The sequence below is a fragment of the Flavobacterium johnsoniae genome (assembly GCF_030388325.1).
GTDB classification, from domain to species: Bacteria; Bacteroidota; Bacteroidia; order Flavobacteriales; family Flavobacteriaceae; genus Flavobacterium; species Flavobacterium johnsoniae_C.
The window spans coordinates 3467096-3488620 of sequence record NZ_CP103794.1 but is presented as its reverse complement, the minus strand read 5'-3'; the positions used below and the strand labels follow the sequence as shown (position 1 = coordinate 3488620).

Here is a 21525-nt window from a genome sequence, read left to right as displayed (position 1 = left end):
ATTTTTATAAAATCTCAGCATAAGAAAATAAAACGATAACTTCTTATTATAAAGGATTCAATTATAGGGAAATTAATTCAGCCGTTTCCAACTGTCAGAAAATAATAATTTTTCAGCCAGTAGGATGACAATTTAGGGGTCATAACCGGCAGGGTATAAATATATCTTTTGAGTTTTTTCGCATGGGCAAACCCCAGCAGCATTTCTTTATAGGTAAGGATATCGGGTCCGCCGATATCAAAGCTTTCGTTATAGGTTTCAGCATTGAGCAGCGAGCGGATTAAAAACTCCAAAACATCGGCAATGGCAATAGGCTGGCATTTGGTGTTGAGCCATTTCGGGGTAATCATCACCGGGAGTTTATGGACCAGATCACGTATGATTTCAAACGAAGCGCTTCCCTACCCTGCAATAATTACCGCCCTGAGTGTGGTGGCCGGGGTTCTTCCGCTTTTTAAAATTTCTTCTACGGCTTTTCTGGAAGATAAATGTCTGGATAAAGATTTGCCGCTGGCAATACCGCTTAGGTAGATGATCTGTCCGGCCTTTGTTCTGTTTATTTTATTCTTGAAATAATGGGCAGAAATACTTTCCAGCTCATCATAATTAGCCGCTCCGGACATGGAATGAATGAGATAATAGGCCGCATCGATATCATCGGGAATTTTCTCTACGCTCAGCGGATCCAAAAAAATCAACTTCGAGAAGCTGGATGTTTTCTGCGTGTTTTTGGGGATAGAAAAACGTGCTTTTATCTCTCACGCAGCAGACCGCTTCGTATCCCTGATCCAGCAGTAAAGGCAGAAGCCTTTTACCGATATATCCTGTGGCGCCTGTCAATAGAATTTTCATCTATGCTCAATTATATTTTAAAACTCACCAGGCCATAATCCATCTGAAAAATCTGGCCCGAGATTGATCCAGCCGCTTTAGAGATCAGATAATCTGCCATCTGCGCCACTTCCTGGGGTTTTAAATAATTTTTAAGCGGATGGCGCTCTATCATATTTTCTTTCATGCGGTCATTTCTGAGTATCGAAGATGATAATGATGTTTCTGTAATGGTCGGCGCAATGGCATTAATGCGGATAGCCGGTGCCAGCTCTGCGCCCAATGATTTCACAAGTCCCTCTACACCGCCTTTTGCGGCGGCTGTACTGGGCATGATAAGGCATCCCGAGTTTTACCGCTACGGTGCTGAAAAGGACAATGGAGGGATTTGCTGCTTTTTTTAAAGCCGGCAGATAGTGCTGAATGGCTTTTACCGCGCCGATGACATTGATTTCAAAGTCACTTCTGAAATCATCGGCACCCAGACTTAAAATAGGTTTCAGGTTTATAGATCCCGGACAATAAATAAGCGCATCGATACTTTCAATCTCTGGAAGGCTGTCATGGAGAATATCTGCCCTATGATGGATCAAATCAGGATGTGAAACTTCAGGCGGAGTCCTGCTGATATTAAAAACCTGCTTTTTTTCTAACTGCTGCAGCAGTATTGCGCTTCCAATCCCCCTGCTGCCCCCGATAACCACTATTTTTTCCATTGCGTAAAATTTAAATTAATGTGCCGCTTTGCAATAGCAGCTTGCAAGAAGCTGTATTTCATTATAAAGATAGCTATTGTTTAACTTTCATCAAATAACATTAAACAAAAAAAATCTAATTAATTACCAGATTCTTTCACTAAAAGGGTATGCATATGGCAAGAATCCATCCTGGATATAATCAGCTGAAAATGTTTTTTGCTTTTTTGATCCATTTGCACGCCCATCCTTAAGATGCAAAAAACAGTACTGCTGTCGGGGCTCAAAACAATAAAAAATAAATCAAGTGCAGCAAATCAAAAATATAAAGGTCTTTAAAGTAAAAAAAATGATAACTCAGATTTAAAAAAAAGCGGCCGCTGAAAACTTACCCAAAGTCAATTCTGTTTGTCTTTTTTCTGATTATTTTTATAATGCACAAGCAAAAATGTATAATTTAAAAACAACGCTAATGAAAAAAATCACCGCTATTACAGCATTACTCATTACACTGTTCACCGCACATTGCGCAGATGCCCAGAAAAATGCAGAGCAGCTTTTAAAGGACTTCCAGCAATTGTCCGGAAGCTGGACCGGAAGCCTGACCTACCTTGATTATTCATCCGGCACACCCTATACAATGGCGGCTGACATTGAGGTTAAAAGGATCAATGATTCCAATGAATTTGAATTCATCAATACCTACCCTAAAGAGAAAAGCGCCAACTCGACCCAGATTATCAGCATTTCAAAAGATGGGAAATACATTGGAAAAGAACAGGTAATCTCAAGAACTGAACAAGCCGGTGGCCGGATACAGATAGTAACCCAAAGACAGGGAAAAGACGGCAATGATAATAAACAGGCCCTGATCAAACAAACCTATACAATAAGCGGCGCCTCATTTTCCATGCGAAAAGAAGTTCTCTTCTCGGGAGAAAATAAATGGATACTCAGACATGAATATGCCTATTCAAAAAAGTAAGCCGTATCTATTAATGGGCCATTTTATTAATGAATTTTAGACCTGTTTATATTTCAGTAAACTAAGGTTTCAATCCGGAATACTATATGCAATTGACCATGCTGAGCACTCGAAATTAAATTCTGCAGCTTATTGCATCAACGGACATAAGATTCCCGGCAGTATCTCTTGAAGTTCCTGGATACCTGCCGGCTTTGATATATATTTTACCGATATATTGTTCCTGTAGAGCCATGGCAGCATTACCTGCTCGGGAGGTGTCGAAAGCATAATGACCTCAATATGCTTTAAGCGCTCTGCCTGCTGCATGCGCTTAATAAATTCCAGTCCGCTTATCATGGGCATATTATAATCTAAGAATATGATATCAGGCAACTCTTCTAAAACCTGCAGCTCTTCCCATGCTTTAAAGGGATTATGCATTGTACGGCAATTGACTTCGCTGCTTAGCGTGCTGAGAGCCTCAATAAAAAAAAGCGTATCATCACTGTCATCATCAATGAGAAGTATATTCTTGTATGGCATATATAAATTTATTTTTTTTGCTTCCGCCTGAGACAATGGTTAGCATTATAACCCTGCAAAAGTATCCAAAAGCACTTATAATTACTATTTATTTTCAATGATCCTAATACAGACTTACACCTGCTTTTTAAAGGCAGCACATAATAAGGGCCAGCCCCGATAGCAGTGAAAATCCTTTGCGGCGGGGTTCGCCGCAAAGATTGTAACGTATAGCGGGAAAAAGCTCCAAAAATAAAGCATTCTATAATGGATAAAAGCCATACAGTAGAAAAAGCAGCCGGCTTCGGGTATGAATTCCTTAGGAGTCCCCTTGTGATATGTTCTTTTCCGAAACAAAAAATAATTTTCTGACCGGCCTCAATAAAGCTTTGGCCCAGTGCAGAAGGAATACTTTCTTGAGCACCAGCACAAAGCCTGCAAAAGAACTCGGTTTCTGCACATAAAGGTCCGCCCCCTTCCCAAAGGCATCTTCAATGTCTGAAGGATGGTCCCAGGTGGAGAGCATAACGGCCGGGATGTCCCGAAGCTCATCGTCTTTCTTTATTTCTTCCAGCGCCTGCTTTCCGTCTTTAACGGGCATATTGACATCTATAAAAATAATATCCGGATCACCCTGGGATTCATCCCTGAGGGTATCGAGGAGCTCCTGCCCATTTTCCACGGCCGTTACCTCAGAGGAAATCTGCGCTTCCTGAAGGGCATCCAGGAACAATTCCTGGTCCTCGGTGTCATCCTCGGCCAGCAGGATCTTTACAGGCTCTTTTTCATTTTCCCCCTCAGGGGCCGTGCTGGAATTATCGGAACTTATCATATTGGAGGGTTTTTACCTGTCAAATGTAGGGCAAAAATGCTTAAAAGATTTCCATTGGCCGATAATATTGAAAGCAGCGGGATATCCGGCACATAAGGGCTCCTCAGATCATCATTCCCAGCTGTGCATTATGAAGTAAAAACGGGCTTTTCGGATTCTTTGGCGCCAAAACAAAAAAATGCCCGCCTGGGTACAGCAGGCGGGCATGGGTAATAATCCTGGTCAAATTGAGTTAAGCCGGTTAATCTATTGTTATGGCCTCAGAGAGGTTCTCACTGCTGATAAAGGCCGCAATATACTGCCGCACTTCATTTTGTTTATCTGGCGGGGTCTCAAAAGTGTTGAGATGATACTGCTGGTCCTGGTCCATGATGTGGATAATCTCGGTATAGCCTTTTGAGATGAGGGTTCCTTTTAATTTAATTACCCTGAGCTGCTGGCGGGGCTCCAGATCCTTTTTCACCCTGAATCGTACTTGTTTGTGCATTGTAAAAAATTCCGTTTATAAACCGCTGTGATTATAAATCAAATATAGTGATTAAAAAGGCTGCCCGGTCATGCCTGAATGTTAAAAAATATCCCGCACGGCCTAAAGCGCAGTGCTTTGCTGCTTTAAGGGCAGCACGACCGTAAAGACGGCCCCCTTGTCCTTTTCCCCTGATGCTGTGATGGTCCCCCCGTGGCGCTCCGCAATCTTTCTGCAGAGTGACAGCCCAAGACCGCTGCCTTCGTACTGGTCCTTGGAATGAAGGCGCTCAAAGGCCGTAAAAATCCGCTCGCTGTATGCCTTATCAATGCCGATTCCGTTGTCCTGAATGCAGACCTGCACCAGATCCCCGCCGCTGCCCTGAACCAGACTGCTGCTGATAATGACCTTTGGAGGAATTTCCGCCCTTGAAAACTTAAGGGCATTGTGCACCAGGTTGTAGAAAAGCTGCTGGATCAGGATCCTTGCCCCTTGAATCTCAGGGAGCTCAGAGCTGATAAGGACCGCATTTTTCTCCTGTATGACCAGTTCAAGGTCGGTCTTGATCCCTTCCAGGATCCTGTTAAGGTCAATGCGCTCCACGGGCTGTTTTTTCTTGTCTGCGGCGGAATAGGCCAGTATGCCTTCAATGACATTCTGCATCCTGTGGGCGGAATGTTCGATCTTTCCCACATACCATTCCAGCCTCTGGCTGAAATCGGACTGCATTTCATCGCGCATCCGGCTGATAAAGGTTTTGACCTTGCGCACCGGCTCCCTGAGGTCATGGCTGACCAGATTGGCAAAATGCTGCAGATCGTCATTGGAACGCTGGAGCTCCTGGGTAGTTTCGCGTGCCTCCTTTCGAAGCTGCTCCTCCAGGGTCTTCCGGCGGTCTATATCCTCGATAATGCCGGTGATTTTAACCGGCTTCCCGTTCTCATCTCTGATTATTTTACCGGTGATATTGGTCCATCGCAGCGATTTGTCCTCATTTATGATCCTGGCCTGATAGGAAATCACTCCGCTCTTCTGGGCATCAAGGTGGGCTTTCTCACGCACTGCTATATCATCGGGATGAAGCTTTGATATGATCTTTTCATTTGTAATGGTATCTTTTATATCCCAGATAGAACTGAAGTTGCCCGAAGTCGCTATGGACTGGCCCAGCAGGTCTATTTCGTAGGTGCCCATCCCCGATGCCTCAACGGCCATGCGAAGCTGCTCTTCGGAACTCTGCACTTTTTCCTTTGCCAGATGAAGATCGGTGATATCCATCCCAGTGTTCATCACCCCATAGACAAGTCCCTGCTGATCGAAAAGGGGCATAAAGCAGTAATTGAAATAAAAAGTCTTCTGCTGCCCGTCCATTACAATATCCACCCTTTTATCCTTGGCATGAAATGCGCTGCCGGTCCTGTAAACCTCAAGGGCCTGTTCAAAAATGCGCTGCTTCCCAAGCTCGGGAAGCACCTCAATATAGCTTCGGCCCAGCACCTTATCGCCTTTGCCCCAGGTTTTTATCATCGCCAGATTGGCCAGTTCTATCTTTAATTCGCTGCCGGTATACACCCCTATGGGCAGCGGGGCATTATCCACTATATCTCTTAAAAGCTGTAAAGTTCTTTCCATGGCTGCAGTCTATTTTTAAAACGAATATACAGGTTTTTAATGCCCGGGATGTTACATGCAGCTTTAAGATTATTCCACAATTTCCACCGCAGAGGCCTGCCTTTGTCTTTACTGCAGGCTTTAGGGGGAATAAAACAGATAAAAAAACAGCCCAGGAAAAATGCAGGGCGGCAAAATGCGGCACGGCGGCCTAAAAACGTAATCTTCCATTTTACACTTCCATCTGTTTTTTTTAAATGCAGTGCGGGCTGCTTTAAACCGCCGCCCGGATCAATTCAGGCCGCATCAGCGCAAAAGCAGACCTCGGTCCGCCTGGGGATCTTCCCAGTCCATTTCCACTATCCTGCGTATCAGGGATTTCAAATCCCTGTACAAGACGGGCTTGACGGCATAAGAATCTGCCCCCATACCAAGGGCAAGCTCCACCTGGCGGGGATTTGACGAGGTGGAAAAAATGATAACCCTGATGTCTTTTATATCTTCTCTGCCGCCGCGTATTTCTTTAAGGCATTCAAAACCATCTTTTAAAGGCATCTGCAGATCAAGAAGGATAAGGTCCGGGAGCGGGCCGGCCGGCGAAGAGAGGGCATCGGTCAGCGCTTTGCCGCTTTCAAAAAGCCTCAGGCCCTCCACAGGGAACATCTCATAGAAAAGCTCGGCAAAAATTTCCCTGTCATCGGGATCATCATCGGCAAAATAGATATTTTTCATAGTTTCTGGCACAATACGCCCCATTTTATCGGTAGGGCAGTTAAGCAATGTTCGAATTTAAAAAGTCATATCTAAAATCTATATTGACTTAAAACTTTAAAAATATCTGACTATGCAAAAGATTATTAACAGCTCAATATACGCAATTTTCCCGGCCTGTGAAGAAAAACGGGCCCCTAACTGCAGCCAGTACTGTTTCCCGCAGGGTTTTTAAGCCCCTGCTGCCTGCTGCCAGCCTGCGAAGAACCGTATTAGAGGCCCCCGAATTTATTTTTATAGACATTGAGCTCCCTGTCGGTTTTTTCCAGCAGTTTCTCCAGAAGGGCAATTTTGTCCGCGTAGAGCCTGTTTAAAGCGCTGTGCTGCCCTGCAGCGGCACTGCTTTTAAATCCGGGGTCCAGGTACCCGCTGATGTCAAAGCTTATGATGTTTCTCACATCCATTTCAAAGACTGCCGCAATTTCTTCCAGCTTTTCAAAACTCACACTGCTTGCGCCTTTTTCAATTTTGCTGTAGCCCGCCTGGGTCATATCAAGCCTTAAGGCCATATACTGCTGGGTGTAATTTTTAAGCTCTCTCAGCGTTTTTATATTCTCATTTATTCTGCTGTACATAAATTTGGATTTTACTGTGTTAGATTCACGTCTCCGGTCGGGCATGCAGGATCAGAGATGACTGCAGAAAAATAATTCACGAATCTCTCCTGCAATAACAAATGTCGACCCTTTGGGCTGTTTTGCCATGTACATGCCCCAAAGGGTTTTAGCTGTCCCGAAAACAGACCCGCAGGCTCCAGAGCCAAAAACACTGCACCGGCGGCAGTGCGCTAAAAACAGCTATACGGGCCGGCTGCCTCTTTTTGGAGGCCGGCTGCCAAAAACAGCTGTCTTTTTTTATTGAAAAATAAACAAAAAAATAGAATTTTCAGGATTATGAGCAGTCCATTATTTATAATCGATGCTCTGCTGTTGGAAAAATTACGAAAATTATTAAAGGCAATTGATAGAAAAGCTGCACTATTTTATGCGTTCAGCGGGCAGAAAACAAATGTATAGTAAAAATATTATATTTAATTAAATGTAATATGGGCCGCAGAAGACCAATTATGCCTTTAAACCTGCTTGCAAAAGTTAATAAAAGCACAATTTATTTATTTTTTACCCTTTACCGCGTTTCAATAGACTACATTTGGACAAATTAAACAATTAAGATGCAGGAAGGTACAGTAAAATTCTTCAATGAAGAAAAAGGATTCGGATTTATAACGCCAAATAACGGAGGAAACGAAATTTTTGTCCATGTTTCAGGCCTATCGGAAAATATCCGTGAGAATGACCCGGTGAGGTACGAGGTAAAAGAAGGCCAAAAAGGGCCGAACGCAGTAAATGTAGTGAAAGCCTAATATACTATAAAAACCACTTTGAAAAAGCATCTGTACATCACAGGTGCTTTTTTTATAAACCAATGCAGCAGCCATTTTCGATACTTGCTAGATTAATTTTTTAAGCATTCCCCCGAATATAAAACCATGAAATGGAAGCACGCAATACCAGTAGAGCCTGCCTATGAGTCCTCTGGGCTTAAAGGTTGCGGCCTGATATAAATCATTATTAATGATCTTAAATTCCAGCCAGGCCTCACCGGGCAGTTTCATTTCGGCGTATAAAATAAGTTTTCCCTCCGCTTTGTCCGCATAGACCACACGCCAGAAATCCAGCGCATCCCCGGGATGAAGCTCATTTTTATGGGTCCTTCCCCTTCTAAGGCCCACACCTCCAAAAACCTTGTCGATAAATCCCCGCAGATCCCAGAGCCAGTCCGCATAATACCATCCCGTTTCTCCGCCTATGGCCCAGATTCTGCCGATTGTATAATCTCTGTTCCGCACTGCTTTTTTCCTTCTGTCAATAAAGCAGCCCTTTTTGGGCACCTTAAGATAGTGGGAAACATTTCCCTTGAACCGGCCGCTTATAAGGGAATCTTTCCAGCTTGAAATTACCGCATCCCCATTGATTTTTACCAAAGCCTTTTCAAGGGCCTCTTTGTAAGGCATTGGGTTTACGCCCAGCAGCGCATTGATGCGGTTATCTCTGCAGACCACCTCCACCTTCATGCTGCTGACCAGTGCCGAAGCAAGCCTAAAGGAAACGGAGGTAACAAAATAAAGCCAGTAAGATGATAATTTTGGAGTCATCACCGGCACGGTAAAAATATATCTTTTTAGTTTTTTAGCCCGGGCAAACCCCAGCAGCATTTCTTTATAGGTCAATATATCCGGACCGCCGATATCAAAACTCTCATGATAGGTCTTTTCATTGAGAAGTGAGCGGATCAGAAACTCCAGCACATCGGACACCGCTATGGGCTGGCACCTGGTATTGAGCCATTTTGGGGTGACCATAACAGGAAGTTTATCCACCAGGCCGCGTATGATTTCAAATGAGGCGCTTCCCGAGCCCACAATAATACCTGCCCTTAATGTTGCCGCCGGAACCCTTGATGCATTTAAAATATCCTCCACTGCTTTTCTGGAAGACAGATGCTTTGATAAATTCCGGCCATTTACAATACCGCTGAGGTAAATAATCTGACGGGCAGCCGTCGCATCGATCCTGTCTGTAAAATTCTGCGCGGCAATACTTTCCAGTCTATCATAATCAGAGCCAGAACCGGACATGGAATGGATCAGATAATAGGCGGCATCAATATCATCAGGTATAGCCTTCAGGCTCTGCTTATCGAGAAAATCAGCTTCGATGAGCTGAATGCTTTTTTCAGCCCCCTCAGGATAATAAAACCTGTTTTTATCCCTCACGCAGCATACCGCTTCATGCCCTTGGCCGATTAAGATCACAAGGAGCCTTTTTCCGATATATCCCGTGGCGCCGGTCAAGAGAATCTTCATAATTATCTTTTATGATTTAAAACTCACCAGTTTGTAATCCATTGAAAAAACCTGTCCAGATATTGAAGCCGATGCCGGGGAAATAAGATAGCCAGCCATTTGGGCAGCTTCCCGGGGCTTTAGGTGATTTTTCAGCGGATGGCGCTGGATCATATTTTCTTTCATACGCTCATTTCGCAGAACTGCCGCTTAAATAAAGAGCAGTATCCAGCATTAAAGATAGTTATTTTGTTTAATATTTTTTAAAAATAATTAAACAAAATTAATGCGCAGTTTTACTTCGCCGGATGGCATAAATGGAATAAAAACATAAGAAAAGCAGAGAAGTCCTTAGATGAGCTGCCTTGAAATAATCAGGGCAATAAAAAACATACAGCTTATCGCCGCATATTTAATGCGCCCCCATTAATTGATCCAGTTTTTCTTTCAGCAGGGCTGCAGAAAACGGTTTTAGGATATAATCATTTATATATTCGCATCCAGACTGCTGGCTGCTGCTAAAATCAACCGATGCGGTTAAGGCAATAATCGGAATGGATGCCTTTGCCTTATCAGGGAGATTTCGTATCATCTGCGCCGCTTCAAAACCATCCATCAGGGGCATGTTTATATCCATGAGCACAAGATCATAATCATTGGAAATTACAGCATCCAGTGCTTCTCTTCCATTACGGGCTATAACCGGCTGGATATTCCACTTATTGAGAAGCTTTTTAATGACCATAATATTCACTGCATTGTCCTCTGCAGCCAAAACCCTCAAAGAACTTATATCTTTTTCACTGGGAAGGCTCTTAAAATCGCCGCCGGAATCCGCGCTGGTGATCATTTTAAAAGCCAGCTCAAAACTCAATTCCGCCCCATGCCCTTCACTGCTTGAAATTTTCAAAACACCGCCTTTAAGGCTGATCAGCCTGCTGGCAATAGTGAGCCCCAGACCTGTACCATAGAACTGCCTGTTTGATTTGCTGTTTTTCTGCACAAAGGGATCAAGAATCTGATGCTGCTCCTCAGGCGAAATTCCTATGCCGGTATCTCTGACGATAAACAAAACAGTCAGCTTCTCCCTATCCCTTTCAGAGATTGCCGCTTGCACTGCAACACTGCCCTGGATGGTGAATTTGACGGCATTTCCGACTATATTGAACAAAATCTGTGAAAGCCTGTCTTTATCGCCCAGTAATTTTACGTTTTCAAGACCCGGATCGCATTGAAGGTCAAACCCAATATTTTTTGCCTGAGTTTCAGCAGCAAATGACCTGTAAATATTTTTCAGAAGCAAATCCAGCCGAAACCCGTCATTTTTAAGCACTACCTTATCAGCATCTATTTTATTAAAATCTAAAATGTCATTAATGATAAACATAAGGTTCTGGGCAGAGAAACGCAGCACTTCCAGGTTTTCCCTGTCTGCGGGTTTCAAATCCGACATTGCCAATAATTCAGCCATACCTGCAACGGCATTTAAAGGTGTGCGCAGTTCATGGGACATAGTGGAAAGAAAGTTGGTTTTGGCCGATGCAAGATCCTGGGCGTCTTTCAGCGACTGCTTCAGGCTCAGGCTGAGCTGGCGCTCCCTCTGGTTTGTTTTTTTAAAAGCATCAAAAAAGAAATAATGGACAAACAGCAGGCTGAAGAAATTGTAGACAAATAAGAAATTAAAAGCTCTCATGTTTAAATTCAGATCAGCCTGCATCAGATCAATGCCTGTATAAGGAGCCAGAAAAACCATTGCCGTTACAGGCACTATATTGGCAAGGGAATAAATAAGCCCCCAGCGGGTGCCTAAAATATAATAGGCAACCGAGATTATAATCAAAATATACTGCAGGGTCACTAAATTCACTCCCTGCCTTAATGTTACAATGGCCGACCATATCAAAATACTGACAATCCATATGTATGCATGGCCAAGAAGTCTCCACGAAAACCCGCAGAACAGAAAAATAAGCAGTGCCGTTAAGAAAAGCAGCAGCAAGGCACTGCGCCAGATATAAAAACCCTCAGCCTGTCCAAGGAGCAGAAAAAGTGAAATGATGCGCTGAAAAATGAATAAAATCAATATTACAGCCAATAGTTTCATTCTTGCCCTATTGAGTATTCCCTGCTCGCCGGCCAGGGCAGATCTGTAATTCAAAATTAAATATTGGTACATTTTATAGAATTAATTTATCAGATAGATTTACCTTACAGGCTGCTGCATTCTTATAAATTTCTATCTTCCCGATAACATCAAAATCAAGATTATATGTAGCCATAGATTCATAATTATCATCGGTAAGGGTGATGATCTGGACTTGAGCCATCAAATGCTCTGCGTCCGGTTTTGGATTCTTTGATAAAATAAGATAAAACGGCAGATCGCTTTGAGACACGGGATTCTCTGAAGGGAGATCCAATCCTTCTGCACCGGCCTGCCCGATAAAACACGAACCGGGAAAATTAAGCTTGTTCCGGTCAATAAAACTCTTGAAATTCTGGAGTTCTGCCTGGTCAAAGCAGACTCCCTGCAATCTTAAATCAGCTGCTTTTTCAAGTTTAAACCATTTAATATGCAGGAGCAGCCTTTTAAAATTAAAACTGTATTTAAAATAAGCCAGCTGCGTATTTAGGGTATACATATTGACTTTATAAAATAAATTTAACAATTGATCTGATCTCGCCGCTATCGTGTCTTTCTTGCTGCTATGCAGGCATTAAAAATAAAAAAGCACTAAAGCAGGTAAAAAAGAAGCTGAATCCCAAGCACTAACTTAATATAATTTTATGCCTGAAAACAATACAAAACCAAATTTAGAATCATTCTAATGCTTCTGTTTTTAATAACAAAACCCATCTCCAAGTAATCTTATACAGGCTGAAACAGGCATATGATCCTTACGGCACGGGCAAAAGAACTATTGGGCAAGACTTGAAAGAAAAATTTAAAATTTAGTGAAAATAGTGATCCTCTGGGTTAAAATATCCAAACTGTATCCGCATTTTCCAGGGAACTTGAAATACGAAATCAGAAATCCAGCGGCCGATGCGGATTGCTGATCTCAAATTTTGAAAAATTGGCATTACATTAACACTATATTTTAGCAGCAGGCGTTTTCGGGGTTTATATTTGCATTTCTACACTATTTTATTCGGCACAATGTTCAAAAAACAGCTAATCAAAGCAAAACAGATACTAATGCTCGGACAGCGGCAGCTCTCCCGCAAACAATTTATTTTTCTCTCAAGCGTACTTATCGGCATTACGGCGGCCTTTGCGGTAATCTTTTTAAAGGCCTTCGCCCACTGGGTATATTCATTTGCAACCTATATCAACGCAACATTAAAATTGAGTTTCATAAACAGCCTTCTGCCTGTTGCCGGTATCCTGCTTACTGTTCTGGTAGTGAAAAAAGCATTGGGCGGAACCCTGGAAAAGGGGACTTCCCAAATATTGTACATAGTGGCCAGAAAAGCCAGCATTATCCCTAAAAAGCAGATGTACGCCCAGATTATGACCAGTTCGCTGACCGTCGGACTTGGAGGGTCTGCCGGGCTGGAAAGCCCTATCGTGATCACAGGGGCCGCATTCGGGTCCAATTATGCCCAGCAGTTCAGGCTGAGCTATCAGGAGCGCACGCTGCTGATCGGATGCGGGGTGGCAGCCGGCATTGCCGCCGCATTCAATGCACCGATTGCCGGGGTTCTTTTTGCCATCGAGGTGCTGCTTGTCGATGTGACCATTTCGGCTTTCACCCCTATAATGATCGCTGCGGCCACAGGTGCGCTGGTTTCGGCTATCGTACTGAATGAAAACATACTGCTGGCTTTCCGCGAAAAACAGACCTTTGACTACCATAATATTCCCTTCTATGTTTTGATGGGGCTTTTTACGGGCTTTACAGCGGTGTTCTACGCCCGCAATTTTTTAAGGACCGAACATGCCTTTGCGCATTTAAAATACGGCCCCTATAAAAAAGCCCTTATCGGCGCCTGCATACTGGGGCTTATGATCTTTATATTCCCCACCCTTTTCGGAGAAGGTTATGAAAGCATCAAAACCCTTGCAGATAAAGATCCCGGAAGGCTGCTTGAAAACACCCTGTTTTCAGGTTTCGCTTCCAACGACTGGATGCTGCTGGGCTTTGTCGGGGCTTCCATGCTGCTCAAAGCTTTTGCTTCAGGCATAACATTGGGAAGCGGCGGCAACGGGGGGAATTTTGCCCCTTCCCTCTTCCTGGGCTCATATGCCGGATATTTCTTCTCAAAACTTTTAAACCTCTCGGGCCTTACCGATCTGCCTGTAGGCAATTTTACCCTGGTGGGCATGGCCGGCATACTGAGCGGTCTTTTTCACGCGCCTCTGACCGCCATTTTCCTTATCGCGGAAATAACCGGAGGATACGATCTGATGATCCCCCTGATGATTGTCGCCTCGGTAAGTTTTGCCGTTTCCAAACGTTTTGAAAAGCACTCCCTGGATGTAAAGAACCTGGCCAGAAAAGGAAATGCCTTTACCAGCAATAAGGATGCTAATATCCTCTGCACCCTTGAGATTGAAGACCTGATAAAAAAAGATTATCTGACCGTGGAACCCGGCCAGCCGCTTGCAGACGTCGCCGGGCTTCTGGCACATTCCGACCAGGTGATTTTTGCAGCCCTCGATAATGGCAATGAGCTTCGGGGACTGGTATACTTCAATGACATAAGGGAAGTGATTTTCGATAATCTGAAAACAGAAAATATTCTGGTCAGGGATATCATGACACAGCCCGTGCAGCCCGTGCATCTTTTTGACAGCATGGAAACGGTGATGAAAAAATTTGAGAAAAGCGGCAAGGTCTTTCTCCCGGTGCTCAAAAACGGAAAATATTACGGCTTTATAACCAAGTCAGACGTTCTGGAATCCTACCGCAACAGGCTCAAATCAATGATTTTCGAATAGGGACTTCATATGACAGATCGGGCGCCCCTGCGCTATCTTTTTCCTATTCTGTTTTCAATTAGCAAAATTAGCCTTATCTTAGTGATGCGCGGGGCAATAAAAGCAATGAAAACTTTTGAATTTTAAGATTATGAAAATACTGACAGATCTGCTGAACCTTCATGAAGGGGAGGACGACAGGGCAAAAACACTCGAAGCCGTTAAGAAAAACATCACCTTCAAAGGTGCCAATCTCTGGATTCTGGCCTGCGCCATAATTGTCGCATCGGTCGGGCTCAATGTAAACTCCACCGCGGTGATTATCGGAGCCATGCTGATATCCCCTTTAATGGGGCCGATAGTAGGCGCCGGGTTTGCTTTGGGCATCTATGACTTCTCTCTGCTTAAGAAATCACTTAATAACCTGCTTACGGCAACTGCTGTAAGTCTTGCGGTATCCGCCCTTTATTTTTACATGAGCCCCTTTAAGGACGTGCAGTCCGAACTGCTGGCCAGAACCGCTCCCAATATTTACGATATCCTGATAGCCTTCTTTGGAGGACTCGTGGGGGTTATTGCCGTGACCAGGTCCGAAAAAGGGAACCCGATTCCCGGTGTGGCCATTGCAACAGCGCTTATGCCGCCGCTCTGTACGGCAGGTTACGGACTGGCAACCGGACAGTGGAAATTTTTTCTGGGGGCTTTCTACCTCTACAGCATCAACTGTGTCTTTATAGGTATCGCCACCTTTCTGATTATAAAATATCTGAACTATCCCCCCGTAAAGCAGATAGATGAAACCCATCAGAAAAGGGTCAGATACATCATCGCCTTTCTGATCACTGTTATGCTGGTGCCCAGCAGCTATCTTGCCTATTCGCTTTACAGGGAACAGCAGTTCAAAAAAAATGCGGATCTTTTTATTGAAAATGAATTTTCCGCCAAAGGATATACCATCGTCTACAGAAAGACGGACTTCAACCCTAAAAACAAAAAGCTCGAACTGGCCTTCCTCTCAAAACGCTTTTCTGAGGCAGAAATAAAAGACCTGGCCCAAAGACTCAGCCGGAACAAATACCTTGCCGGCACACGGCTGCTGATCCGCCAGGACAGCACCGACCGTTTCAATGCCTTGAAGGGAGATATCCTAAGCCAGATCAAAAGCAGCGAAAATGAAATGAACCTGAAAGATGTCAGGATCATGCAGCTGGAGAAAGAACTGGCCGCAAAGAAATTTGACAGCCGCCAGATCCTCAAAGAAACCCGCGCGCTCTACCCTGCCGTCAATTCATTATCGATCAGCAGAAATACCCTTGTAAGCCCTAAAGACAGCATTACTTCGATAACGGCTGTTATCTATGACGCGTCAAAAGACCTTTCCAGAACCGACAGCGAAAAACTGCAGAAATGGCTCAATGAGCGCTTATCGGTAAATGATGTGGAACTCTTCCGCAGGCACTAGGCTCACTAAAGTGCCATTTTCTGTTTTCTGCTGTACAGCCTCAGGATGGAGAAGCCTGTGATGCCCGCCGCCGTGGAGGCGGCCAGTATGGCAAATTTGGCTTCATTCTGCAGCAGCGCATCGTCAAAAGACAGTAAAGCAATAAATATGGACATCGTAAAGCCTATTCCTCCCAGCAGTCCAAGTCCGAGCACATGCACCCAGGTGACAGATTCGGGCAGTGCGGCTATTTTCAGCTTTACCGACAGCCACGACATGATGAAAATCCCGACAGGCTTGCCCAAAAAAAGGCCCAGGCCTATGCCAAGCCCCAGACTGCTGAAAAGCCCTTCTATCATTGCAGATTCAAAAGTAATATTGGTGTTGGCAAGCGCAAAGACAGGCATGATCAGAAAATTGACAGGACGTGCAAGGGAATGCTCCAGTTTTTCAAGCGGCGACTCGGTATCGTCTTCATTGGTTGGTATGGTCATCGCCACCAGCACCCCGGCTATGGTCGCATGGATGCCGGAATGATGTATAAAATACCAGATCAATATCCCCGGGAGCAGATAAAACAGCAGGTTTTTAACACCTGAGCGGTTAAAAATGACCAATAAGACCAGCAATGCTCCCGCATAACCCAGATACATAAAGCTGAGCTCCGAGGAATAGAATAAGGCTATCACTAAAATTGCAATCAAATCATCGACAATCGCAAGGGCGGCCAGAAAAATCTTCAGGCCCGAAGGCACTCTGCTGCCCAAAAGCGATAAAATTCCAAGTGCAAAGGCGATATCGGTAGCCATAGGAATGCCCCAGCCTTTAGCCGTTTGGGGATCCGAGGCATTAAAAAATGCGTAAATGAGGGCAGGGACCGCCACCCCTCCCGCCGCGGCCAGAACAGGCAGAACCGCATGGGAAAAAGAGGAAAGCTCCCCTTCTATAACTTCTCTTTTTATCTCCAGCCCGACCATCAGGAAGAAAACCGCCATCAGCCCGTCATTGATCCAAAGCCCTGCAGGATATCTTAAATGAATCCAGGCTGTATTGAATCCCAGTTCAAAGTTAAGCATCCCTTTAAAAGCTTCCGACCAGCCAGAATTGGCAATGGCCAATGACACCAGCAGGGAGATTATCAAAAAAATGCCGCCTGCCGAAGAGGAGCGGAAAAAATGAGCGAATATTTTTAAGTTGATCAGTTTTGTCATATTTACAAATTTAAAACTTAATTACTGTTATTCCAATCGTAAAATGAAAAATATCATCAAGGCTGATCCAGAAAATCTCAGCCATATCCGGATCAAACCATTGAATATAAATAATACGATCTTCAAAAAAGCTTCTTTAAATTTTAACAGAGGAATTTTTCTGCTGCTTTTTCCACGTTAATAAAATTTAGAATCATTCTACTGGTTTTCCGTTAACAGGGAAAGATATTTTGAATTAATTTTAGTTTGAATTAAACCGATGAAAATGAATGCTATTGATAAAGAGTCGCTCCAGGATGTTCTTAAAAGCATAGATGAAAAAATTGACCGGCTGAACAGACAAAAAATAACGGCTTTAATTGAATCGCTTGGCCTGCTTGAAAGAAATGATATTTCCAAAGAATATCTGAACTGGGAAACGGTGCTCATAGTGGTTCCAAGCCGGAGTATTTTTAATGAAATAAAAAAATATAAAGATCTCATCTCTGGGGTTGCACTGGCCATTAATCCCAATGCAGCCCAGATTCATATCTATGATTTTGCTCTTTGGGATAAAAGCACCAGGAACAAAACAAAATTTCAAATCAGGGAACTGCTCAAAACAAATTTTGGAGGCACCGAAAAAACCGCTGAAAAGCGTGACTGGGTCAAACTGTTATTCAAATAAAAAATGCACATCGAAAACCATTACATCAATAGAAGCGGCTGGTTAAGGGCAGCGGTCCTTGGGGCTAATGACGGGATTTTATCCACCACCAGCTTAGCAATCGGCGTGGCGGCCGCAAGTGTTTCCAGAGAGCCGATCCTGCTGGCAGCGGTAGCCGGACTTGCTGCAGGCGCGCTTTCTATGGCGGCGGGTGAATATGTATCTGTCAGCTCGCAGGCAGATATTGAGCAGGCAGACCTGAAAAGAGAAAAAACAGCACTTCAGACCGCCCCTGAAGAAGAGCTTGAAGAACTTGCGGCGATCTACACCCAAAGGGGGCTCAGTGAAGAACTTGCCAGAGCGGTCGCTGTGCAGCTGACGGCTCATAATGCCCTTGAAGCCCATGCAAGGGATGAACTCGGGATCAATGAAATTACCCAGGCCAATCCATTTATGGCTGCTTTTGCATCAGCAGTTTCCTTTACCATCGGCGGATTATTTCCTCTTCTTGTCGCCATTTTTGCCCCTATAAATCAGATGGTCTTCTACCAGTATGGCTGCTCTATCCTGTTTCTGGCATTTTCCGGCTTTTTGGCCGCAAGGGCCGGAGGGTCAAAAATCTTCACTGCAGTGCTCCGCATCTGCATCTGGGGAACTTTTGCGATGGCCGCATCGGCGCTGGTCGGCTATATATTCGGGGTGCAGACTTCATAATTTTTTTTCATTTAAGATTTAAGCCAATCTTAAGCAATTAGAAAAAATAAGAAACCGCTCAATTCGTTATTTCGTATATATCCAAAAAAAAAAAAACTGCAAATGAAGCTCATTACATTACTGCTGCTGGTGACGGTTCTGCCCATAAATTGGGAACCTGACTTTGCTAATGCAAAAAAAACTGCAAAAGAAAAACATGAATTAATCCTGTTGAACTTCTCGGGCTCGGACTGGTGCGGCCCCTGCATTGCAACACGCAGGGACTATTTTGAAAGTCCCGGCTTTACAGCTATGGCAAATGAAAATTTAGTACTGGTCAATGCTGATTTTCCCAGAAAAAAGAAAAATATGGGATCTGCACAACAGATTAAACGAAATGAAGATTTAGCGGAAATCTACAACAAGGAAGGCAGCTTTCCCTTAACGCTGCTTCTGGATGCTGAGGGCAGGGTAATCAAAACCTGGCATGGAAAACCCGAAAAAACACCCGATGAGTGGACTGCCGAAATAAAAGCGATCTGTGAGAGCCGAAAATAACATTCCAAAAACACAGAAGTATTCCCAGTCCCTAAAACTGATGGGAAACAGCTTTACCATTACCGTTGTGGCTGAGAATCAAAGGACGGGTAATGGGTACATCAATCTGGCCGTTGACGAAATACGGCGGATCGAAAAACTTCTGACTACCTATAAAGAGGACAGCCAGACCAATCTGATCAATGACAATGCCGGAATCAGGCCCGTGAGTGTAGATCTGGAAGTTTTTAATTTAATTGAAAGAAGCATCGGGATTTCGGCAATTACCCAGGGCGCTTTTGATATCTCTTACGGGAGCATTGACAAAAGCCTTTGGAATTTTGACAAATCCATGGCTAAGCTCCCCGATGCCCGTACAGCACTTAAAATGGTGCATCTTATCAATTACCGCAATATTATCCTGGACAGGGAAAATACCGCGGTATATCTAAGGGAGAAAGGCATGCGGATCGGTTTTGGAGGCATTGGAAAAGGCTATGCTGCAGAAATGGCCAAACAGGTGCTTTTAAGACACAATGTACAGAGCGGCATTATCAATGCCAGCGGTGACCTCTGCGCCTGGGGACTGCAGCCAAACGGGCAAAAATGGACCATCGGCGTGGCCGATCCCGAATGGCCAAACGCTGCATTCTCTTATATGGAAATATCCGACAGGGCTGTGGCCACCTCGGGCAATTATGAAAAATATATAACAATCGACGGCAAAAAATACTCCCATACCATTGACCCAAAAACAGGACTGCCGATAACCGGGATAAAAAGCGTGACCATCATAGCTCCGAACGCGGAATTTGCAGATGCCATGGCCACGCCTATAGCCGTTATGGGCATTAAAGCAGGACTGTTTTTAATAGATCAGATACCGGATCTATATTGTATCATCATAGACGAAGGCAACAAAATTTACACTTCAAAAAACATTAACCTGAAATGAGAAAGCCAAAACAAAAAAGCCTGAAACTGCTCTGCAGCATTGCTCTAACAGGCATTCTGCTATGCTCCTGCTCCCCGGTAAAGGAATACCAGAAGGGAAAAATAAACGATTCTGAAATGGTGCTTTCCAACAGAAAAATCGAGAAGACAGAACTTAGTTTTCAATCCTACCGAGAGGGAGCTTCCGGGGCAAATTCAGGAAAAAGCGGCGGCGGATGCGGCTGCAATTAACAGCAAAATCAAAAATCAAAAATGAAAAGAAAATTCATTACCGGATTTACCCTGCTGATGCTCTTTCAGGCAAGGGCGCAGGATACTGCTTCTGATTCCACGTCCTATAAGAGCAGGAAATTAAAACTCGAAGAAGTGAACCTTGTCTCCAGCTATTACAAGCAGGACGGGAACAATTCTGCCGTTACCGGGGGCATCGGATCCGAGCACCTGACCGATATAGCCAACACCATCGATGTGAAACTGGTAAAATACGGACAGACCGGAATCAGGCATACCTTTGATATAGAAGCCGGGATTGACCATTATACTTCCGCCTCTTCGGATATGATTGACTTGAGCGCCAATTCATCGGCCTCTTCTTCAGACAACCGCTTCTACCCTTCGCTGAACTATCTAAGGGAAAATGAACAGAAAGGCAGAACAATCGGAATCGGGGTTTCATCCTCTACAGAGTTTGACTACCAGTCATTTGGGGGCAATATCAGCTTTTCCCAGAAGACAAAAGACCGAAATGGGGAATTCACCGCTAAATTCCAGACCTTTATAGACCAGCTCAAACTGATTGAACCCGTTGAACTGCGTACTCCGGGAAGTGATGGATATGGAAGCGCCGGCCGAAATACCTTTGCGGGAACCCTGAGCTATTCGCAGATCATAAACAAAAACCTTCAGGTGATGCTGGTGGGTGATCTCATCAGCCAGAACGGGTATTTAAGCCTTCCCTTCCACAGGGTTTATTTCGCAGACGGGTCGGTGCACCAGGAAAAAATGCCTGATACCAGACTCAAAATTCCCCTGGGAATCAGGGCCAGCTATTTCTTAGGCGATAACATGATCATAAGGGCATATTATCGATATTATACCGATGACTGGAGCCTTAAGGCGCATACCGCAGATCTGGAAATTCCCGTAAAACTGACACAGGCTTTTTCGCTGAGCCCGTTTTACAGATATTATACCCAGACCGGCACCAAATATTTCAAACCTTACGCAGAACATACTGGCGCGGACGAATACTACACCAGCAACTATGATCTGTCGAAGTTTGACAGCAGTTTTTTCGGAATGGGAATGAAGTTCACCCCGCCAAATGGTATTTTCGGCCTTAAACACTGGAACACTCTGGAGGTCCGTTACGGCCATTACACCAGAACCACAAATATGACATCTGATATTATCAGCATCAATATCAAATACAAATAGCATTTAATTATCAAATCAATAATCAAAGCCCAATGCATAGCATTGGGCTTTTCAATTAGTGCAGTAACAGCAAAATTGAAAACAGAACTGCCTTGTCCAGTAAATTGAGCTGCCTGCAAATACGCATAAAGCAAAGATGAAA

Annotated in this window: 24 protein-coding genes and 1 pseudogene; 10 read left to right on the top strand and 15 right to left on the bottom strand. The window is 44.2% G+C overall.

Going from position 1 to position 21525, the window contains the following annotated elements; genetic code table 11:
* Nucleotides 1-77: 77 nt before the first annotated feature.
* From NYQ10_RS22540 to NYQ10_RS15200, 4 genes and pseudogenes are all read right to left on the bottom strand, one after another.
* Complete coding sequence (locus NYQ10_RS22540; protein ID WP_348773900.1) at nucleotides 78-350, bottom strand: hypothetical protein; 273 nt, start codon at nucleotides 348-350, stop codon at nucleotides 78-80.
* A 51-nt stretch (nucleotides 351-401) separates the two neighbouring features.
* Nucleotides 402-689, bottom strand: a complete 288-nt coding sequence (locus NYQ10_RS22535; protein ID WP_348773899.1) for a hypothetical protein — start codon at nucleotides 687-689, stop codon at nucleotides 402-404.
* Nucleotides 655-852, bottom strand: coding sequence for an NAD-dependent epimerase/dehydratase family protein (locus tag NYQ10_RS22530; RefSeq protein ID WP_354669342.1), 198 nt, complete (start codon nucleotides 850-852; stop codon nucleotides 655-657). Before NYQ10_RS22530 ends, NYQ10_RS22535 begins: the two co-directional genes overlap by 35 nt.
* A gap of 10 nt (nucleotides 853-862) precedes the next feature.
* A pseudogene (locus tag NYQ10_RS15200) lies at nucleotides 863-1547 on the bottom strand (SDR family NAD(P)-dependent oxidoreductase).
* 451 nt (nucleotides 1548-1998) lie between these two features.
* Here NYQ10_RS15200 and NYQ10_RS15195 point away from each other — a divergent pair.
* Nucleotides 1999-2511: a hypothetical protein gene (locus tag NYQ10_RS15195; RefSeq protein ID WP_289877166.1), complete on the top strand. Its 513-nt coding sequence runs from the start codon at nucleotides 1999-2001 to the stop codon at nucleotides 2509-2511.
* Between the two features lie 129 nt (nucleotides 2512-2640).
* On the opposite strand, the gene NYQ10_RS15190 is transcribed toward NYQ10_RS15195, so the two are convergent.
* The 6 genes from NYQ10_RS15190 to NYQ10_RS15165 all read right to left on the bottom strand — a co-directional run bounded on the left by NYQ10_RS15190 (nucleotide 2641) and on the right by NYQ10_RS15165 (nucleotide 7270).
* Nucleotides 2641-3072 carry a response regulator gene (locus NYQ10_RS15190; RefSeq protein WP_289877165.1) on the bottom strand — a complete coding sequence of 144 codons (432 nt, stop codon included), beginning with the start codon at nucleotides 3070-3072 and terminating at the stop codon, nucleotides 2641-2643.
* Between the two features lie 262 nt (nucleotides 3073-3334).
* The gene (locus NYQ10_RS15185; RefSeq protein ID WP_289877164.1) at nucleotides 3335-3847 is read right to left on the bottom strand and encodes a response regulator; all 513 of its coding nucleotides are present in this window, start codon (nucleotides 3845-3847) and stop codon (nucleotides 3335-3337) included.
* 241 nt (nucleotides 3848-4088) lie between these two features.
* Nucleotides 4089-4334, bottom strand: coding sequence for a hypothetical protein (locus NYQ10_RS15180; protein WP_289877163.1), 246 nt, complete (start codon nucleotides 4332-4334; stop codon nucleotides 4089-4091).
* A 102-nt stretch (nucleotides 4335-4436) separates the two neighbouring features.
* Nucleotides 4437-5945, bottom strand: coding sequence for a PAS domain-containing sensor histidine kinase (locus tag NYQ10_RS15175; RefSeq protein WP_289877162.1), 1509 nt, complete (start codon nucleotides 5943-5945; stop codon nucleotides 4437-4439).
* 285 nt (nucleotides 5946-6230) lie between these two features.
* On the bottom strand, nucleotides 6231-6656 hold the full coding sequence (locus NYQ10_RS15170; protein ID WP_289877161.1) for a response regulator: 426 nt from the start codon (nucleotides 6654-6656) through the stop codon (nucleotides 6231-6233).
* 251 nt (nucleotides 6657-6907) lie between these two features.
* On the bottom strand, nucleotides 6908-7270 hold the full coding sequence (locus NYQ10_RS15165; protein ID WP_289877160.1) for a helix-turn-helix transcriptional regulator: 363 nt from the start codon (nucleotides 7268-7270) through the stop codon (nucleotides 6908-6910).
* Nucleotides 7271-7866: 596 nt separating this feature from the next.
* On the opposite strand from NYQ10_RS15165, the gene NYQ10_RS15160 reads away from it, so the two are divergent.
* On the top strand, nucleotides 7867-8058 hold the full coding sequence (locus tag NYQ10_RS15160; protein ID WP_281865516.1) for a cold-shock protein: 192 nt from the start codon (nucleotides 7867-7869) through the stop codon (nucleotides 8056-8058).
* Nucleotides 8059-8145: 87 nt separating this feature from the next.
* Here NYQ10_RS15160 and NYQ10_RS15155 read toward each other — a convergent pair whose 3' ends face one another.
* The 4 genes from NYQ10_RS15155 to NYQ10_RS15140 form a co-directional block, all read right to left on the bottom strand.
* Nucleotides 8146-9561, bottom strand: a complete 1416-nt coding sequence (locus tag NYQ10_RS15155) for an SDR family oxidoreductase (RefSeq protein ID WP_289877159.1) — start codon at nucleotides 9559-9561, stop codon at nucleotides 8146-8148.
* A gap of 9 nt (nucleotides 9562-9570) precedes the next feature.
* Nucleotides 9571-9726: a hypothetical protein gene (locus NYQ10_RS15150; protein WP_289877158.1), complete on the bottom strand. Its 156-nt coding sequence runs from the start codon at nucleotides 9724-9726 to the stop codon at nucleotides 9571-9573.
* Nucleotides 9727-9952: 226 nt separating this feature from the next.
* The gene (locus NYQ10_RS15145) at nucleotides 9953-11644 is read right to left on the bottom strand and encodes an ATP-binding protein (protein ID WP_289877157.1); all 1692 of its coding nucleotides are present in this window, start codon (nucleotides 11642-11644) and stop codon (nucleotides 9953-9955) included.
* A gap of 73 nt (nucleotides 11645-11717) precedes the next feature.
* Nucleotides 11718-12182 (bottom strand): hypothetical protein, encoded by a 465-nt coding sequence (locus NYQ10_RS15140; RefSeq protein ID WP_289877156.1) that lies wholly within the window; start codon nucleotides 12180-12182, stop codon nucleotides 11718-11720.
* A 518-nt stretch (nucleotides 12183-12700) separates the two neighbouring features.
* On the opposite strand from NYQ10_RS15140, the gene NYQ10_RS15135 reads away from it, so the two are divergent.
* Nucleotides 12701-14485 (top strand): chloride channel protein, encoded by a 1785-nt coding sequence (locus tag NYQ10_RS15135; RefSeq protein WP_281865511.1) that lies wholly within the window; start codon nucleotides 12701-12703, stop codon nucleotides 14483-14485.
* Nucleotides 14486-14615: 130 nt separating this feature from the next.
* On the top strand, nucleotides 14616-15926 hold the full coding sequence (locus NYQ10_RS15130) for a DUF389 domain-containing protein (protein ID WP_281865510.1): 1311 nt from the start codon (nucleotides 14616-14618) through the stop codon (nucleotides 15924-15926).
* A gap of 5 nt (nucleotides 15927-15931) precedes the next feature.
* Here NYQ10_RS15130 and nhaA read toward each other — a convergent pair whose 3' ends face one another.
* On the bottom strand, nucleotides 15932-17116 hold the full coding sequence (gene nhaA, locus NYQ10_RS15125; RefSeq protein ID WP_289877155.1) for a Na+/H+ antiporter NhaA: 1185 nt from the start codon (nucleotides 17114-17116) through the stop codon (nucleotides 15932-15934).
* Nucleotides 17117-17381: 265 nt separating this feature from the next.
* Between nhaA and NYQ10_RS15120 the strand changes: the two genes are divergently transcribed.
* The 6 genes from NYQ10_RS15120 (at nucleotide 17382) to NYQ10_RS15095 (ending at nucleotide 21383) form a co-directional block, all read left to right on the top strand.
* Nucleotides 17382-17783, top strand: a complete 402-nt coding sequence (locus NYQ10_RS15120; RefSeq protein ID WP_281865508.1) for a hypothetical protein — start codon at nucleotides 17382-17384, stop codon at nucleotides 17781-17783.
* A 3-nt stretch (nucleotides 17784-17786) separates the two neighbouring features.
* Nucleotides 17787-18476 (top strand): VIT1/CCC1 transporter family protein, encoded by a 690-nt coding sequence (locus NYQ10_RS15115; protein WP_289877154.1) that lies wholly within the window; start codon nucleotides 17787-17789, stop codon nucleotides 18474-18476.
* Nucleotides 18477-18578: 102 nt separating this feature from the next.
* The gene (locus tag NYQ10_RS15110; protein ID WP_202002444.1) at nucleotides 18579-19013 is read left to right on the top strand and encodes a thioredoxin family protein; all 435 of its coding nucleotides are present in this window, start codon (nucleotides 18579-18581) and stop codon (nucleotides 19011-19013) included.
* A gap of 40 nt (nucleotides 19014-19053) precedes the next feature.
* On the top strand, nucleotides 19054-19947 hold the full coding sequence (locus tag NYQ10_RS15105) for an FAD:protein FMN transferase (RefSeq protein WP_202002441.1): 894 nt from the start codon (nucleotides 19054-19056) through the stop codon (nucleotides 19945-19947).
* Nucleotides 19944-20177 carry a DUF4266 domain-containing protein gene (locus tag NYQ10_RS15100; RefSeq protein ID WP_202002438.1) on the top strand — a complete coding sequence of 78 codons (234 nt, stop codon included), beginning with the start codon at nucleotides 19944-19946 and terminating at the stop codon, nucleotides 20175-20177. The genes NYQ10_RS15105 and NYQ10_RS15100 overlap by 4 nt, the downstream gene beginning before the upstream one ends.
* Before the next feature lie 21 nt (nucleotides 20178-20198).
* A complete protein-coding gene (locus NYQ10_RS15095; protein WP_202002435.1) occupies nucleotides 20199-21383 on the top strand; it encodes a DUF3570 domain-containing protein in 1185 nt (394 codons plus the stop codon).
* The last annotated feature ends 142 nt before the right edge of the window (nucleotides 21384-21525 follow it).